The organism is Novosphingobium sp. RL4, assembly GCF_035658495.1.
GTDB lineage: Bacteria > Pseudomonadota > Alphaproteobacteria > Sphingomonadales > Sphingomonadaceae > Novosphingobium.
In genome coordinates, this window is the sequence record NZ_CP141944.1 from 1,914,671 (window position 1) to 1,931,308 (window position 16,638).

A 16,638-nucleotide genomic window follows, 5' to 3' on the forward strand; every position below is an offset into this window, starting at 1 on the left:
GGGCGAACCCCTGCCTGCCGTTCCTATCGGTCCTGAGCCGGGGTGGCCTGATCCCCGCCGAGCACGCGGTAGAGCGTGATCCGGTTGCTTGCGAACGCCAGTCGCACCGCGATTTCCTGCTGCCGTGCGGTATAGAGACTGCGCTGCGCATCGAGGTTGTCGAGCGAACTGGCGATGCCCTGCCTGTAGGTGGCCTCGGTCAGTCGCGCGGTATCGGCGGCGGCTTCGGTGTAGCTGGAGGCTGCGCGTACCCGCTCGGCCAGCGTGCCTTGATCGGCCAGCGCATCGGCCACTTCGCTGAACGCCGTCTGGATGGCCTTTTCGTAAGTTGCCAGGGCCGCGTCGCGCTGCGCCTTGGCGACTTCGACGTTGGCGGTCCGGCCGCCGGCGTTGAAGATCGACCAGGTGGCGGATGCCGTGCCGGTGGCGGCGAAGGCGCCCTTGTCGAACAGCGATGACAGGGCGTCGCTGGCGAAGCCGAGCAGGCCGGTCAGCGAGATCGAGGGGAACAGCTCGGCACGGGCCACGCCGATATCGGCATTGGCGGCGCGCAGCGAGTATTCGGCTTCCACCACGTCGGGGCGGCGCAGGAGAACTTGCGAACTGGTGCCGGCGGGGAGGACCGCCAGCGACTGGTTCACTTCGCCGATGTTGCCGGGAAGCAGGCTCTCGTCGAAATCGGCGCCGACGAGCAGGCGGATCGCGTTCACGTCCTGCGCGAGGGCGGTCGTCTGCGAGGCGACATCGCCGCGCGCGGTTTCGAGCACCTGTTCCGCCTGCCGCAGGTCCGTGCGCGGGGCGACGCCGCCCTTGAGGCGGGCACCGGTGAGCGCGACGCCGCGTTCGGCATTGGCCGCGGTGGCCTGCGCGATCTGGAGCAGGTCACGGTCGGCGGCATAGTTGGCCCAGGCCTGTGCGAGGTCGGCAACAAGGCCAAGGCGGACGGTGCGGGCCGCGGCTTCGGTGGACAGGGCCGTGTCGCGCTGGGCCTGCGTGGCATTGGCGAGCTTGCCGAACAGGTCCAGCTCGAAGCTAGAAATGCCGCCTTGCAGGGAATAGTTCGAACCGTCGCCCGAGGAACCGCCGCCTGCCTCGGTGCGGGCTGCGGAACCCGACAGCCCGATCGCCGGGAACTGGTTGGCGCGGGTGACGCGAACCTGAGCACGGGCGGCGGCAACGTTCGCGGCGGCGACGCGCAAGTCGCGGTTGTTGATCAGCGCCTGTTCGACGAGCGACTGCAGGCGGCGGTCGCGGAAGATTTCCGAATAGGAAACCAGCGGCAGCGCGGCCTCGCTCTGCGAGAGATAGGCATCGCCCACAGGCCACGAAACCGGGACCGGCGGGGTTGGCGCCACGTATTTCGGCGCCATCGAACAGGCGCCGAGGGCCATGGCGGGCAGGGCGCAAGCCGCCAGCTTCAGGGCGCGAAGTCGGCGGTTCATGCAGTGTCTCCCTTGCGTTCGCGGCGCTGCTGGAGGTGCTGGCGGACGGCGGCAATGCCGTCGCGCACGCCGCGGCGCACGAGGACGAAGAACAGCGGGATGAAGAAGATGGCAAGCAGCGTGGCGGTCAGCATCCCGCCGACCACGGCGGTGCCGATGGCGATGCGGCTGTTGGCGCCGGCACCGCTTGCGACGGCCAGCGGAACCACGCCGAAGATGAACGCGAAGCTCGTCATCAGGATCGGACGCAGGCGGATGCGCGCGGCTTCGAGCGCGGCTTCGATCACGCGCTTGCCCTGACGTTCGGCCTGTTCGGCGAATTCGATCATCAGGATGGCGTTCTTCGCGGCGAGGCCCATCGTCGTCAGCAGGCCGATCTGGAGATAGACGTCGTTCTCGAGCCCGCGCAGCGTCACCGCGAGGATCGCGCCCAGCAGGCCGAGCGGAATGACGAGGATGACCGCGATCGGGATCGACCAGCTTTCGTAAAGCGCGGCAAGGCACAGGAACACCACCAGCAGCGAAAGCGCGTAGAGCAGCGGTGCCTGGCCCGAGGACAGCCGCTCCTGATAGGAGGAACCGGCCCAGGCCACGGCGGTGCCGGGCACCTGGCTGGCGAGTTCCTCCATCACGTCCATCGCGGTGCCGGAACTCACGCCTGCCGAGGGGCTGCCCGAGAATTCATAGGCCTGGAGACCGTTGAAGCGCGAGGACGTGCTGGGCGCGGTGGACCAGCTGATCGTCGAGAAAGCTGAGAAGGGTACCATCTGGCCGCTCGTGCCGCGCACGAACCAGTTGGAAAGGTCTTCCGGGCGCGAGCGGAACTGGGCGTCGCCCTGAACGTAGACGCGCTTCACGCGGCCCTTGTCGATGAAGTCGTTGACGTAAGTGCCGCCCCACGCCGTCTGCAGCGTGGAGTTGGCATTGGCGGCGGTGAGGCCGTAAGTCGTGAGCGCGCGGGTGTTGGAGTTGATCTTCAGCGTTGCAACGTCGGGAAGATCGCTCAGGCGCACGTTCGTCAGGCGATCGTCGGCGGTCGCCTTGGCGAGAAGTTCGTCACGCGCCTTCTGGAATTCGGTGCGGCTCATGCCGCTGCGGTTCTGGAATTCCATGGTGAAGCCGGAGGACGACCCCAGCCCGCGGATCGCGCCCGGAACCAGCGTGAAGACCTGCGCGTCGCGCAAGTTGCGGAATGCGCCGTTGGCCCGCTGGACGATGGCATCGGCCGTGTTCTTGGAACCGGGCCGCTCCTCCCAGTCGACCAGCGTGACGAAGGCCTGGCCGGTGTTCTGCCCCGCCGCACCCTGTCCGCCTCCCGAGAGCGTGAACATGCTGGCGACATTGGCCTTCTCATAAGTCTTGAAATAGTTCTCGACCTGTCGCTGGACTTCTTCCGTGCGCGTGCGCGGCGAGCCGGCGGGAAGGCGCCACTGGACCATGATCGTGCCCTGGTCCTCGTTAGGCAGGAAGCCGGTGGGCAGGCGCTGGAACAGCATGAAAGTGGCGACGCAGGCGATCAGGAACAGGGCAAGCCAGCGCCACTTGTGCTCGACGACGCGCTCCACCCGGTGCGCATAGGCATTGGTCATGCGCTCGAAGCCGCGGTCGAAGCCGGTGTGGAAGCGTTCCCACAGCCTTGCCAGCCAGGGCAGGTTACGCTCGATCCAGTTGGGGCCGGCTTCCTCGTGCGACTTCGCCTTGAGCAGCGTGGCGGTCAGAGCCGGGCTCAGGATCAGCGCAACGAGCACGGAAAGCACCATGGCGACCACGATCGTCAGCGAGAACTGGCGGTAGATCACGCCGGTCGATCCGCCGAAGAACGCCATGGGCAGGAAAACCGCCGACAGCACGAGGGCGATGGCGACCAGTGCGACCTGAATTTCCTCCATCGACTTGATGGTCGCCTCGCGCGGCGACATCCCCGGATTTTCCTCAAGCAGTCGCTCGACGTTCTCGACGACGACAATCGCGTCATCGACCAGAAGCCCGATCGCGAGCACGAGCCCGAACAGGGTCAGCGTGTTGATCGAGAATCCCGCAACATAGAACACCGCGAAGGTGCCGAGGAGGACGACCGGAACCGCGATCGCGGGGATCAGCGTGGCGCGCCAGCTCTGCAGGAACACGAACATCACGATGACGACGAGCACGATCGCTTCGAACAGCGCCTTCTCGACTTCGGCGACCGAGAGCTTGATGAACGAGGTGGAATCGTTGCCGTAAGTATAGCCGAGGCCGTCCGGCATGCCCTGCGCCAGCTCGCTCATGGCCGCCTTCACCAGTTCGGCGGTCGCCAGCGCGTCGGCGCCGGGCGAAAGCGAGATCGAGATGCCGGCGCCGGGGTGGCCGTTGATCCGGCTGATCGAGCTGTAGTTCTCGGCGCCGATTTCCACGCGGGCGACATCGCCGATGGTTACCGCCGAACCGTCGCTATTGGTCTTGAGCACGATGTTGCGGAACTGCTCGGCCGTCTGCAGGCGCGAACCGGCGGTGACGATGGCGTCGATTGCCTGATCCTGCGGCGCGGGCAGGCCGCCGATCTCGCCGGCGGCGACTTCGGTGTTCTGCGCGGTGATCGCAGAAGTCACGTCGCTGGGCATGAGCCCGACGGCGGCGAGCTTGGTGGGATCGAGCCAGATGCGCATCGCGTGCGGCGCGCCGAACACGTTGACGTCGCCCACGCCTTCGATGCGCGAGAGCGGGTCCTGGATGTTCGAGGTGAGGTAGTCCGAAACGTCCTGGTTCGAACGGCCGTCGGTCTCGTCATAGACGGCAACGAGCAGGAGCTGGTCGGGGTTGGACTTGGTGACCGTGACGCCCTGGCTCTGCACCGCCTGCGGGAGGCGGGACAGCGCGGACTGCACCTTGTTCTGCACCTGGACCTGCGCAATGTCCGGGTCGGTGCCCTTGGCGAAGACGGCGCTGATCGTCGCCTGACCGCGGTTGGAGGATTGCGAACTGAAGTAGAGCAGGCCGTCGATCCCGGTCAGTTGCTGCTCGATGATCTGGGTGACGCTGTTCTCGATCGTCTCGGCCGAGGCGCCGTTGTAGGTGGCGCGGATATTGACCTGCGTGGGCGCGATGTCCGGGTACTGCTCGTTCGGCAGGAAGGCCAGCGCGCCAAGACCCGCCAGCATGACGATGATGGCGAGAACCCAGGCGAAGATCGGCCGGTCGATGAAGATGCGTGACATGGGAGGCTCAGCGACCCTTGCCGGAAGACTGGCCTTCGCCGGCCTTGCCTGACGAGGGGACGACCTTCTGCGGGCTCGACGCCGCTACCGGCTGGATATCGGCACCCTGCTTCAGTCCGTTCAGGCCCTGGACGATGACCTTGTCGCCCTTCTGGAGGCCGGACGTCACGACGGTGTTCGTGCCTTGCGTGCGATCGGCGCTGACCTTGCGGCGTGCGGCCTTGTTGTCCGCGCCGACGACCATGACATAGGCCGAACCGTCGAAGTCCCGCTGGACAGCGTTCTGCGGCACCAGGTAGGCGCTGGGATCGGTCGCCTGGTCGAACACGGCCGAAACGAACATGCCCGGCAGCAGCAGACCGTCCGGGTTGGGGAAGCTGGCGCGCAGGGTTACGGTGCCGGTGTCCTGGTCCACGGTGACTTCGGAGAACTGGACGGTGCCCGCCGAGGCATATTGCGTGCCGTCGTCGAACTTCAGGTGAACTTGGGTGCTGCCGGGATTGACCCCGCCCGCGGCGAGCTTGCGGCGCAGGGCCGTGATGTCCGCGGCGGATTGCTGCATGTCCACGTAGATCGGGTCCATGCGCTGGATCACCGCCAGCGGATCGGTCTGGCTGGCGCTGGCAAGCGCGCCCACGGTCGAGAGCGAGCGGCCGATGCGGCCGCTGATCGGCGCGGGCACGGTGGTGAAGCGCAAGTTGATCCTCGCCGTATCGAGCGTGGCGGCGTTCTGCGCAATCGAGGCCCTGGCCGAGCGTGCGGTGGCGAGCGCGTCGATGTAGTCCTGCCGGGCAACCGCTTCCATGTCGGCAAGCGGCTTGTACCGGTTGGCCTTGGCCGAAGCGGCTTCGGCGGTGGCGCGGGCGCTGGAAAGGTCCGCCTGAGCCTGGTTCACGGCGGCGCGGTAGAGGCTCGGGTCGATCTGGTAGAGCGGCTGTCCCGCGCGCACCATGCTCCCCTCGGTAAAGAGGCGCTTTACGATGACCCCGGTGACCTGTGGGCGGACTTCGCTGGTTTCGAAAGCGACGGTGCGACCGCTGAGCGTGACGGCGAGCGGCACGGCGGAAGGCTGGGCCACGATATAGCCGACTTGCGCGGCTGGGCGCTTGTCATCCTTCTTCTCTCCGCCCGAACAGGCAGCGAGAAAGACAACGGATGCCAGAACCAGACCGGTCTGACGCAGCAGGGGGCCTGCCGCAAGGGAAGAACTCGTGATTTTCAAGTCGCGCACCGTCTGAAATCGCATCGGCGCTGCTATTCAGCCAATTGTTGCCGCCCGCAAGCCGGGTTTTCGCAAGTGCGACAATTTGCGACTAAAAACGAAGATTTGGGACGAAATCTGCCTGTCCTATACGTCAAACGCCCTCCACCGGAGAACGCCCGACATCTGTCAGTAGCGTGCCAGCATTTGCAGCGAGGCGGCGAAGTAGTCGTTCACGAGTTGCGAAGGCTGCGCCGTGCCAAGCAGCCGCCCGGCTACCGCTGCTCCGCCGGCCGAGAGCGCGTAGTTCGCCTCTTCCCCGGTGACCACGTCCACCCACGCCGGGATCGGCTTGTTCGCCGCCAGGCAAGCGCGCCAGTATGCCGCGATATCGGGCACCAGCGCCTGCCTGCCGCCCAGCGCGGCATAGAGCGGCACGCGGATCGCGTCGTAACCGAAGCGCGGCGGCTTGTCCCGGGCGGGGGCGACCTGATCGGGCGCGCTGACCACGATCCAGTCGGACGGCAGGCGGTGGGTTCCGAAACGGGAGAGGCGGGTGATCGCCTCACTGTCGGTAATCACCGGCCCCCAGACGGACTGTCCATCGAGCTTGGCGAAAGCGTCGAGCGCGGGCCAGACGAAGTAGGACGGGTTAAGCGTCACTTCGGTGCCGTTCACGAACCCTTGGAGGCCCGGCAGCAGCAGGCGGCGGTTGTGGCGCTCGATCACGCAGCGGCTGCGGATGGCGGCGCGAATCTGCGCGGCGCGCGCGCTGTAGTCGCCGCGGTTCCAGCGCTGTCCGGCCATGCCGAGCGCCCAGGCGATCACGAGGTCGCCATCGGTGGCGTTGTTCTGGTCCGCCACGGGGTTGGGCGAATTGGGATCGTAGCGCCAGGCATGGAGCGCCACGTCGGTGCGCGAGAGGTAGGACTGGGTCCAGCTCGCGATCTTCTCGAAGGCTTCGGCGTCGCCGGCCTTGTAGGCGAGCAGGAGGCCGTAGCTCTGGCCTTCGCTGTGGCTGACGCCGTTGTTGCCGGTATCCACGATCCGGCCTTCCGGCCTCATGTACATGTCGCGATAGCTGCGCCAGTTCGCATCGTGGGCCGGAGAGCGGCTTTGCGCATCGGTGTTGCAGGCAGCCGTCATCGCCAGCATGAGCCCCAGAGTGAAGTTGCGGCGGTCGATCGCGTGGCCGGAGCCGAGAATGCTCATGACGTGCGGTTCCCTACCGTTCAGCGGCCGTGCCGGAGTTCGACGACGTCACCCTGCCAGCGGGCCGTCGTGTGCAGGGCGGGGCCGCTGCCCAGGACCCGGAACCATCCGTCGTAGGCGCCTTCGAGCAGTCCGAGCATCATCGTGCCCCAATGGCCTTGCGGATCGGGGGTGATCGATTTGGGAAGGTTGCGATGATGGACCACGATCGCATCGTCCCCCACGGCGAGTTCGACCTCGCCCCAGCCGAGATCCTGCCAGAAGCCGTTGATGCGGGCGCAGAGCACGGCTGCGTCGCTGACGCCTTCGAGCGGTTCGAGCACGGCCATGCGCTTGCCGATCGCGGCGAAGAACCCGCGTGCCTGAGCGGTGGGCGCGCCTTCGCACACTTCGGCCGCAGCCATCGCGGCGAACAGCGCGAGGCCGCCGGCGCCGATCTGTTCGCCCTCCTGCTTGGGCGAGGGAAATGCCTGCAATTTCATCGGCCGGTGCTCCCGAAATTCTGTCTCACGCCCAATAAGCTCCGGAACTCGTCATAAGATCCGAAGGTATTGTAACTCGCCTCGCCGCCGATGCGGGTCGTCGGACTGATCTTGTAGTACAGCGAGACATCGCTCGACAGCGCGAAGCCGGTCTTGCTGATGCTGTCATAATACGAACGCACGTCGTTGTTTTCGGCCTTGAGCGCGTCAAGCTGGGCCTGAAGCGTGGGATCGAGCGGGTAGAGCGCCGTCTGATCCTGGCTGTAGCTCTGGAAACCGGGCGTGAACGAGGCTCGCAGGTCGATCCGGTCGTCTTCCATGGTGTAGTTCACCGGGAAGCCGACGCTGATGAAGGTCTGCGGGCTGAAATAGCCGCCGTGTCCGAACGTGAAGTAGTTCTGGCTCTTGTCGTAGCCCTGGTAATTCACGTTGAGGCCGACGGTGAGCGCCGAGTGCTGGCCGCGATAGGCGCGCAGATAGCCACCGACATTCGCCTCGAAACCGTCGTTGCGGGCGACATTGGTGCCGCGGAAGCGGTAATAGCGGCCCTCTGCGTAAACACCGCTGCCCTCATGGTCGTAGGACATGCCCGCGCCGCCTGCCGTGCGCATGACCTGACCCCAGCGCTCGCCCGTAACCGGATCGCGGGTGCCGGCGTAGGAGACGATGCTGTCCGTCACCGGCTTGTGCTCTGCAAAGGCGGTCAGGCGAAGCGCCTCGCCGACTTTCGGGGAGACCGCCGCGCGGAAGGTCGGCTTGGTCTTGCCCATGCCGACCGGCGTGGTACCGCCCTCGACCTGGACGCTGTCGCTCTCGTAACCGGCCGAAAAGGCCACGCCGGAGGCATTCTGCGTTTCGGTCGTCGGGAAGACCGAGGGCACTTCGTCGACAATGGCCTGGGCCTCGATCGTGGCGTTCCGGCCGAAACGGGCCTGTCCCGAGCGGTTGGGGGTTCCGGCATCGATGACGGAGGCTTCCGCCTTGGCGTAGAAGCGGCCGCCGGGTGCGTCGGTGGAGAAACGGGCCGAACCCTTGATCTCATCGAGCTGGCTCAGGCCCTTTTCACCCGAACGCTGGCGATAACCGGTCTCCACATCGACGCGGGGGCCGGAATCCTGCGCCAGCGAGGCGATCTGGGACTGGATCTGCGCCATGACCGGATCGGCGGAATAGGTCGTGGTGGGCGCGTCCATCCCGGCATCGCCGTAACCGCCGGTGACGGGGTATGGCGCCGAGGGCGCGGCCATGGCAGCGCTGCCGTAGTTCGCCGTGCTGCCGTAGCCTGGCGCGCTGCCATAGCTTGGAGCGGCGGCGTAACCGGTTGAAGCGCCGTAGGCAGCAGGTGCGCCGTAAGCGGCAGGCGCTCCGGCAGCGCCGTAGCTGGTCTGGGCCGCGGGAAGGCGGGTGCCGCCGCCGAGAGCGAAGGGATTGACCTGCTGGGGTGCGATCGGCGCCCTGTCCCGGAAGGGATTGGAACCGCCGGCCGGGGTCATCGCCGCGAACGGATTGCCGCCGGCCAGGCCGTCGATCGAGGTTCCGCCCTGACTGCGCGCATAGAGATTGCGCGCGTCCTTGAGCATGCTCATGGCGGCGCGGTCGTTCCCGCGGGCACGCTCGACATTGGCGAGCGAGAGGCGAACCTGGTAGTCCTGCGGGAAAGCGCGGAGCACGTCGTTCTGGGCGCGGCGCGAAAGATCGCCGTCACCGGCCGCCTGCGCCGTGTCGGCGAGGCCCAGCAGCGCTTCCTTGTCGCCCGGCTTGCGGGCCAGGACGAGCTGCCAGGTCTGCGCGGCGCGGGCGGGCATCTGGCCGCTCTGGTAAAGGCGGGCGAGCCCGGCGAGGACTTCCATGTTGTCCGGCGCGGCGCTGTAGGCGCTTTGCAGGACATCGAATGCTTCGGCAAAGCGGCCGGCCTGACGCGAACGGTCGGCCTGGCTGACCAGCAGCGCGGCGTTCATCCGGCCATAGGCCTGCTGCCCTTCGGCCGAGCTGCCGGCCAGCGTGCTCGCGCGTTGCAGCGCCTGCTGCGCCAGATCGTCACGCCCGACACGGGCGAGCACGCCGATGAGCCCCTCGTAATCGTCGATGCCGGAGACCTGCCCCTGCATCGCGTTTTCCGCGACCGAGGCTGCGCCTTGCGCATCGCCCAGATCGTAGAGCGCATTGGCGATCGCTGCCTGCTTGCCGACCGGGACAGCGTTCATCGCTCCAAGCTGGCGCAGCGAGGCGAGGGCCTGTGCCTGCTGGCCCTGCGCGGCCATCGCCTTGGCGCGGGCGATCGCGCTGTCTGTTTTCACGCCGATCGCGAAGCTGCGCATCGGCGCGGTGCGCTGCGTTTCGGGGATCATGTCGATCAGGCGGGCGGCCTCGGTCGAGCGGCCGAGGTCGGCATTGATGAGGGCCGCGGCGTAAAGCGCGTCCGGCTGCCCCTTGTTGACCAGCGAGCGGAGCAGCGATTCCGCTTCGGGAATGCGGCCGCGCTTGATCTGGAATTCGGCGAATTCGTAGCGGATCCACGGATCTTCCGGGTCGAGCACGAGGCCGTTCTGGAATTCGCGGGTGGCGCCCATGTCATCGCCGTTTGCGGCAGCGGCAAGTGCGCGGCCGCGGGCGGCGCGCATCTGGAGACGCCTGTCGTCCGAGCCGCCGCCCTGGCTGGCCTGCCGGTAGAGGTCGGCGGCATCGGCGTAGCGGCCCTGCTTCTCGTAAACGTCCGCCAGCAGTTCGAGAGCGGGTGCCGGTTCCTTGTAGCCCGAGCGGATCAGTCCCTCGGCGACGGATTGCGCATCGGCAAGACGGCCCTGGGCCACGAAGTTGCGGGCATCGGCCATGCCGGCGAAGAAGCGGGCGGAGGAAAGCCCTTCGGCCCACTGGCTTGCCTTGCCGTAGCGCGATGCCTGTTCGAGCAGGTTTGCGGCCTCGGCGAACTGGCTTTCGCGCAGGCGAACGAGTCCGAGGCCGCCCAGCGCGTCGGGATCGCGCGAATTGACGGACAGGGCGCGCTGGAACTGGTTGGCGGCGGACGCAAGGTTGCCGTCTTCCAGCGCGTCGAAACCGGCGACGCGGGCCTGACCGGCGCGATTTGCGGAAGTGGTGGGCGCCGGAGCACTGCGCGCCGGTGCGGCCGCGACCCGCGCGGGCTGGCTCTGTGCGGGAGCCTGGGAGCGCACGGGCGCGGGCTTTGTTGCCGTGGCGGTTCTGGCCGCAGGCTTGGGAGCCGGCCTGGGCGCCGGGGCAGGGGCGGCGTTCATCGCCTGAGACACCGCCGCACTGCCGGGATCAAGCGCCTTGGCGCGGCGCAGGGCCTGCTGGGCAAGGTCTTCGCGGCCCTTCGAGCGCCAGTACTTCGCCTGCTGCAGCAGCGCATCGACGCCCGCCGCCTGTGCGTGGGAGATACCCGTCGTCGCCGTCGACAAGAGCAGGGCGAGCGCGACGAGGCGCAGGCGGGTCGTCATCGCGGAAGTCATGCGGTTTCGTCCTGGTTGCCGAGGCGGCGCTGCGCCTGGCGACGGAAGTACAGGTAGGTCGGACCGGCGAGGATCGCCGCGAGCAGGAGCGAGAACAGGCCCATCAGCATCGGACGCTGGCTGAACCAGTAGGCCAGCTTCATCCAGACCGGCAGCGAGCCGACCCAGTAGCGGTCGCCGATGGCGAAGCTTGTCATGCCGTCGCCCTTGGTGACCGCGAGGTCGCCCTGGATGGCGGCGTTGATCTTCACGTCCGACATGCCGTCCACGAGCGCGGGCAGGGCAGCGGCATTGTCGGCCATCAGGGCAACGACGGTGCGGTCCGAGGAGAACGGCGAACGGAAGCTGACGATGCCGGAGAACCCGCGTGCGTTGTAGACCAGCGGCGCGGCGGCCATCGGATCGTCGTGCTCGGTGCCGCCGAAGAACGAGGTGGCATACTGGAGCGGCGAACGTTCGGTGACTTCGAGGTGGCCGTTCACGTAGCGCACCGGCGACTTCTCGAAGAGAGAGCCGGCAGAGGCGAGTTCGACGCCGCCGACCACGAGCACGTCCTGGTCCTGCAGATCGCCCGGATCGACCGAGGATGTCACGGTGATGCCGGTGACCGGAACGCCGGTGGAATCGCCGAATCGGCCCATCAGGTTCAGGAAGGCCTCGACCGAGGCGGACGACGGGTTCGCCGCCATCAGGACGGTCGTCTCGGCAAGGTCCGGTGCCGCCGTGAACGGGAAGCCGGCGCCAGCGAATGTCGCAAGGTCGGGCATCATGATGGCGTGATAGGCCGAGGTCAGGTCGATCGTGCTGGTGGGGTCGATCGAGGTGCGCACGTTCTCGGGAAGGGTGCCGGTGCACTTCTTCTTGTCGGCGATGATCAGGTTGTAGTCGAGCGTCAGCTCGTTCTGGCCGAACAGGTTATAGCGCGGCAGCACGACCGTGGCGGTGGAATCCTGGTTCTTCGCACCGGAAGAACCGAACAGGTTGCCCCACCAGGTGGAGCTGAGCGGCAGCGTCTTGAGGTACTGGCCGTTCAGCGAGACATCGAGGCGCGAGGCCCGCTGGTCCAGCCACTGGGCCACCGGATAGCGATAGCCCAGGTTCAGGCGGCCGCCTTCGCGGGGCCAGAAGAACAGATCTGGCGCGACGCGGAAGCTGGCACTCAGCGCGCCGGGGCGGAAGCCCATGCCCTGAAGAGCATAGGCGGGCATGATCTTGCCGAGTTGCACCGGCTTGTCCGTCGAAATCCAGCGCAGGGCGCCGTAGCGCGGCCAGGCGGGGATACGCACGCCGTCGAAGGACATGCGCTGGCCGCCGAACACGCCGCGTCCGAGCGCCACGGCGCCTGCTGCCACGCGCAGGTCGGCGTCGTTGCGGCCGGTGAGGACCAGCAGGGTTCCGTTGGGATCGGCGGGGTTGCGCAAGGCCATCGCGGTGGGGCCGGTGGGGGCGGCGATGTCGAGGCCGGGGATCGACTGGCCGGCCTTGAGGAAGACCACGGCATTGCCCCTGGGCAGCGCGCCGAAGACCGGCTTGAACGAGAACCCGCGATAGGAGGCCAGCGAACCGAGCCAAGAGGCGGTTGCCGCCGCCGCTTCCAGTTCACCCTTGTGCGGCTGCCCGGCGAATACGAAGGGCATGCGCAGCGGCACGTTCTGGCCCTTGTCAAAGAAGGGCAGAGGCAGGCGCGACAGGTCCGGCTGGAACGTCAGCGGCTGGTACTCGAGATCGAGCCACGAGCGGGTGTTGCTGATATTGGCCCAGAGCACCGAGTTGAACGGATCTTCGCAGTCCCGGGCATAATGGCCGACGAGGCGCAGGTTCAGCTGGTTGTCGCCTGGCAGCAGAAGCGCCGCGTTGACCGGAATGCGCAGTACCTGACCACCGGAATCGGCGCGGGTGAGCGGCAGGGTCTGCACGACTTCCCCGTTCACGATCACCACGAGGTGAGTCATGTCGTCGAGCATCATCGGCGACCAGGCCATCTGCAGGGTCAGGACCGCCGAGGTGACGATGCGGTCCTGACGCATGCCGAAGGGGATGCCGATTTCACCCTGCGTGCCGAGCAGGCGAATCGGACGGGTGATTCGCATGTCCTTGAGCGTAAGGCGTTCGCCGATGCCGCCCCGGGGGGCGTCAACGGCATCCGCGCCGGACGCGGGAGCGGCTGTGACTGCGGCATTGGCGACGGGAGCCGCGTGGACTTCCCTGCTGCCCAGCACGATCGTCGCCACGCCGAGCGCCAGCGCGCCTGCCACTGCCGCGGCCTTGGCGAGCGGGACGAGCGAACGGTTCTTCGCTTCCTTCTTCGCTGGCTTTTCGGCTGGCGCGGGAGGGGTGCGGGCGGCGATCGCGGCCATGGCCCGACGTTCGGAAAAATTGAGACGCAACATGCGCTTGATCGTTACCATGTCGACAAGGATGATGTCAGCCAGAGATCGCAGGCCGCTGACCTGGGCATGAGGGCCGGTGGGCTGCCAGGCGTCTGCGCGGCCCATGACCGCGCGCACGAGGTGGCGTCCGGCCAGCATGTCCAGCTTTTCGAAGCGAACGTAGGCATTGCTGCCATTGGAACGCACGGTTTCCACCGGGATCGACAGCACTTCGTCGCCCATCGCCAGAGTGATATGGCTGACATTCACGTCGCGAACGGGAAGCTCTGCCGGCAGCGCAAGGGCAGCGCCGCCCATCGAGATGTCGATCGTGGTGGCCGAAAGGACGTGACCGGAATCGAGATAGGCGGTCACCGGCAGGGGAACCGGGATGCGGATGTCCTGGCGGGCCTGCCGGGTTTCGCGCGCCACCGATACGGCGGCCAGCAGGATGATGAGGCTGAAGGTCGCCCAGGCGCAGTTCAGCACCAGCGTATCGGTCTGGATGTTGAACATGTAAGGGAAGAACGCCCATTTCACGACGGCCAGCAGGATGCCGCCCACGAGCAGGCCGATGCAGATCAGGTGCGGCCGCACGATCGCCCAGTCGAAATAGGTCTTGTCCAGCAGGGAGCCCTTGTCGGTCACGTTGAACTTGCCCTTGCGCGGCTGGATCCAGGTCATCAGCGTCGGCTTGACGAGATGGAAGGCGAGAATGGTTTCGTAGACTTCGCCCCAGAACGGCCGGCGATCGCCGCCTTGCGTGCGCTCGTTCGCCACGGAGGAGCAGAACAGGTGCGGCATCGCATAAGCGAAGATGAGCGAGGCCGAGGCCTGGATGATGTTCTGGCCGAAGATCAGATAGGCGAGCGGACTGGTCAGGAAGGCGATGCGCGGCAGCGGGTACTGGAAGTGCAGCATGGCGTTCAGGTAGCAGAGGCGCTGCTGCCAGGTCAGGCCGCGGCCGAGCAGGGGGCAGTCGATGCGCAGGATCTGCGTCATGCCGCGCGCCCAGCGGATGCGCTGGCCGACGTGAAGGACGAGGCGCTCGGTGGCAAGCCCGGCGGACAGGCGCGCGCTGATATAGGCGGTGTTCCATCCGGTGCGCTGGAGCTTGAGCGCGGTATGGGCGTCCTCGGTAACGGTTTCGCCCGCGAAACCGTTGGTTTCCTCCAGCGCCTCGCGGCGGATGATCGCGCAGGAACCGCAGAAGAAGGTGGCGTTCCACAAGTCGTTGCCGCCCTGCACCGGGCCGTAGAACAGGTCGCCCTCGCCGGGCATGTCGCCCATGGTGGAGGCGAGGTTACGCTGCACCGGATCGGGCGAATACATGTGGTGCGGCGTCTGCAGCAGGGCGAGGCGGGGGTCGGTCTGGAACCAGCCGACGGTGAGCTGGAGGAAGGCGCGGGTGGGAACGTGGTCGCAGTCGAAGATGGCGATCAGTTCGCCGTCGGTCTTCTTCATGGCCGCGTTGAGGTTGCCCGCCTTGGCGTGCAGGTTGTTGTCGCGGGTGAGGTAGCCGCATCCCGCTTCCTTGGCGAAAGCGCGGAATTCCGCGCGCTTTCCATCGTCGAGAATGAAGATGCGGTACCGGTCGACCGGATAGTCGAGATCCATCGCCGCGAACACCGTGTTGCGCACGATGTCGAGGCTTTCGTTGTAGGTCGGAATGTAGATGTCGACCGTGGGCCAGGTCTCGGGTTCGCCCTTCGGTTCGATGACTGGCCGGTCAAGCGGCCAGCTCGTCTGGATGAAGCCGAGGATCAGGATCACCCAGGCGTAGAGTTCGGCGAGGTAGAGGCCGGTGCCGAACAGGAATTCGGGCAAGGTGCCGAAGGCCAGCGTCTGCGTCGTGCGCCAGAACATGTAACGCGTGGACATCAGCACCGCGAGCAGGCCGAGCGCCAGCGAGCCCTTGCGGCCGGGCCAGCGCTTGAGGATCAGGGTCCCGAAGATCGTGACGCCCGCGAACACCCATTGCGCGTTGTTGTCGAGCGGTACGCCGATCACCATGGCGGCGATCAGCGCGATCGGCAGGATCGCAAGGTAAGGTATGGCGCGGTGCGAAACGAGCTTCTGGATCATGCGGCGCGGCTCTCGGCAGGGGCGATCCATGCGCGCGAAGTCGATTCGAGCGAGGGCGTCACGGCTTCGGCGATCTGCTGGGCATCGGTGAGCGCGACGCTGGCGGGGGCATAACGGCTCAGCGGCTGCAGCATGGCCATGGCTTCCGGCACCGCTTCGTCGAGGCGGATGCGGCCGATCAGCCGCGGTCCGGCCAGTTCGCGGATGAACGCCGCGCCGTGGCGGCCGAGGCGGCGCGTCTCGTCGAGGGCGTTGATGACGAAGGCGGTGCGGGCAAGACCTTCGACGCCGGCTTCCCCGAAGACCTGCGGCAGCATCGCCAGCGTATCGGGCTGGGCATTGATCGTGCAGACATGGGCGCAGGCATGTTCGATCAGCCGGCGCGCCACGCGGGTATCGCCCGAGGGCACGTCCACCACCAGTACGCGGTCCTTGCCGGGCTGGAGATATCCGAGATCGCCCAGCATCGGCACGAAGTCCAGGTCTTCGGAAGCCCGGCGCCAGCTGCGCAGGTTGATCCCGCCGACGAGAACGGCTTCGTCAGCCGGCGCGGTGAGGGCGGGCAGAGAGGTTGCGGGCGAGAGGCCGAAGTGCAGCGGCATCGAATCGCGCGGGGCCAGCGTCAGCACCGTGACTTCGGCACCCTGGGCGGAAAGGCCCATCGCCAGGTGCGCGGCCACGAAAGTATTCCCGGCGCCCCCCTTGGGACCGTGGCAGACGATCATCGGCATCAGATTTCCCCCCGGGCGCCAAGGTCCGACAGATGGCGCAGCATTGCTCGTACATCGCGAACGGGTTCTTCAACAACTGCTTTTGCAATCGATGGTGAAGCGGTCTGTTCGTAGCGGCTGAAAAGATTCTTGAGCGGCTCGGCGGCCAGCTCGATCCCGGCCTCGGCGGTTTCGACCGCGGGGGTTTCGGGCACCGTCTGGTCGAGCGTCTGGAGGCGCGGATCACGCAGCAGCGCTTCGAGAATGGGCCAGAGCTCAAGGTCGGTGAAACGATCCTCGAATTCCTTGTAGGCGAACTCGTTGCGGCCCAGTCGGTCCAGCAGGTTCCTGGCATCAATGCGCATGGCAATCCCCGTTGTTGCCCGGAGAGAACTGACAACTAATGGTTAATATCGTGTTTATACGTACAGGACCCTGCTGAAAAACCCCGTTTTTGCGGATTTTTCGCGGCTTCG

The 16,638-nt window shown here is 66.8% G+C and carries 9 protein-coding genes; all 9 read right to left on the reverse strand.

Annotated features, from left to right (window positions below):
• Nucleotides 1–23: 23 nt before the first annotated feature.
• The 9 genes from U9J33_RS09290 to U9J33_RS09330 all read right to left on the reverse strand — a co-directional run bounded on the left by U9J33_RS09290 (nt 24) and on the right by U9J33_RS09330 (nt 16,527).
• A complete protein-coding gene (locus U9J33_RS09290) occupies nt 24–1,442 on the reverse strand; it encodes an efflux transporter outer membrane subunit (RefSeq protein WP_324694695.1) in 1,419 nt (472 codons plus the stop codon).
• On the reverse strand, nt 1,439–4,636 hold the full coding sequence (locus U9J33_RS09295; protein WP_324694698.1) for an efflux RND transporter permease subunit: 3,198 nt from the start codon (nt 4,634–4,636) through the stop codon (nt 1,439–1,441). The genes U9J33_RS09290 and U9J33_RS09295 overlap by 4 nt, the downstream gene beginning before the upstream one ends.
• Before the next feature lie 7 nt (nt 4,637–4,643).
• A complete protein-coding gene (locus U9J33_RS09300) occupies nt 4,644–5,882 on the reverse strand; it encodes an efflux RND transporter periplasmic adaptor subunit (RefSeq protein ID WP_082370554.1) in 1,239 nt (412 codons plus the stop codon).
• 144 nt (nt 5,883–6,026) lie between these two features.
• Nucleotides 6,027–7,049, reverse strand: a complete 1,023-nt coding sequence (locus U9J33_RS09305) for a glycosyl hydrolase family 8 (RefSeq protein WP_054441487.1) — start codon at nt 7,047–7,049, stop codon at nt 6,027–6,029.
• A 20-nt stretch (nt 7,050–7,069) separates the two neighbouring features.
• The gene (gene bcsD / locus U9J33_RS09310) at nt 7,070–7,531 is read right to left on the reverse strand and encodes a cellulose biosynthesis protein BcsD (RefSeq protein ID WP_185997567.1); all 462 of its coding nucleotides are present in this window, start codon (nt 7,529–7,531) and stop codon (nt 7,070–7,072) included.
• Nucleotides 7,528–10,998, reverse strand: a complete 3,471-nt coding sequence (locus U9J33_RS09315) for a cellulose biosynthesis protein BcsC (RefSeq protein ID WP_324694705.1) — start codon at nt 10,996–10,998, stop codon at nt 7,528–7,530. The genes bcsD and U9J33_RS09315 overlap by 4 nt, the downstream gene beginning before the upstream one ends.
• Nucleotides 10,995–15,452, reverse strand: coding sequence for a UDP-forming cellulose synthase catalytic subunit (gene bcsA / locus U9J33_RS09320; protein WP_324694707.1), 4,458 nt, complete (start codon nt 15,450–15,452; stop codon nt 10,995–10,997). Before bcsA ends, U9J33_RS09315 begins: the two co-directional genes overlap by 4 nt.
• On the reverse strand, nt 15,449–16,183 hold the full coding sequence (locus U9J33_RS09325; protein WP_054441489.1) for a cellulose synthase operon protein YhjQ/BcsQ: 735 nt from the start codon (nt 16,181–16,183) through the stop codon (nt 15,449–15,451). Before U9J33_RS09325 ends, bcsA begins: the two co-directional genes overlap by 4 nt.
• A complete protein-coding gene (locus U9J33_RS09330) occupies nt 16,183–16,527 on the reverse strand; it encodes a hypothetical protein (protein ID WP_054441491.1) in 345 nt (114 codons plus the stop codon). The genes U9J33_RS09325 and U9J33_RS09330 overlap by 1 nt, the downstream gene beginning before the upstream one ends.
• Between the last annotated feature and the right edge of the window lie 111 nt (nt 16,528–16,638).

Coding starts and splice junctions, on each gene's coding strand:
- U9J33_RS09290 (WP_324694695.1), bottom strand. CDS start 1,442: ATGAACCGCCGACTTCGCGCCCTGAAGCTGGCGGCTTGCGCCCTGCCC.
- U9J33_RS09295 (WP_324694698.1), bottom strand. CDS start 4,636: ATGTCACGCATCTTCATCGACCGGCCGATCTTCGCCTGGGTTCTCGCC.
- U9J33_RS09300 (WP_082370554.1), bottom strand. CDS start 5,882: ATGCGATTTCAGACGGTGCGCGACTTGAAAATCACGAGTTCTTCCCTT.
- U9J33_RS09305 (WP_054441487.1), bottom strand. CDS start 7,049: ATGAGCATTCTCGGCTCCGGCCACGCGATCGACCGCCGCAACTTCACT.
- bcsD (WP_185997567.1), bottom strand. CDS start 7,531: ATGAAATTGCAGGCATTTCCCTCGCCCAAGCAGGAGGGCGAACAGATC.
- U9J33_RS09315 (WP_324694705.1), bottom strand. CDS start 10,998: ATGACTTCCGCGATGACGACCCGCCTGCGCCTCGTCGCGCTCGCCCTG.
- bcsA (WP_324694707.1), bottom strand. CDS start 15,452: ATGATCCAGAAGCTCGTTTCGCACCGCGCCATACCTTACCTTGCGATC.
- U9J33_RS09325 (WP_054441489.1), bottom strand. CDS start 16,183: ATGCCGATGATCGTCTGCCACGGTCCCAAGGGGGGCGCCGGGAATACT.
- U9J33_RS09330 (WP_054441491.1), bottom strand. CDS start 16,527: ATGCGCATTGATGCCAGGAACCTGCTGGACCGACTGGGCCGCAACGAG.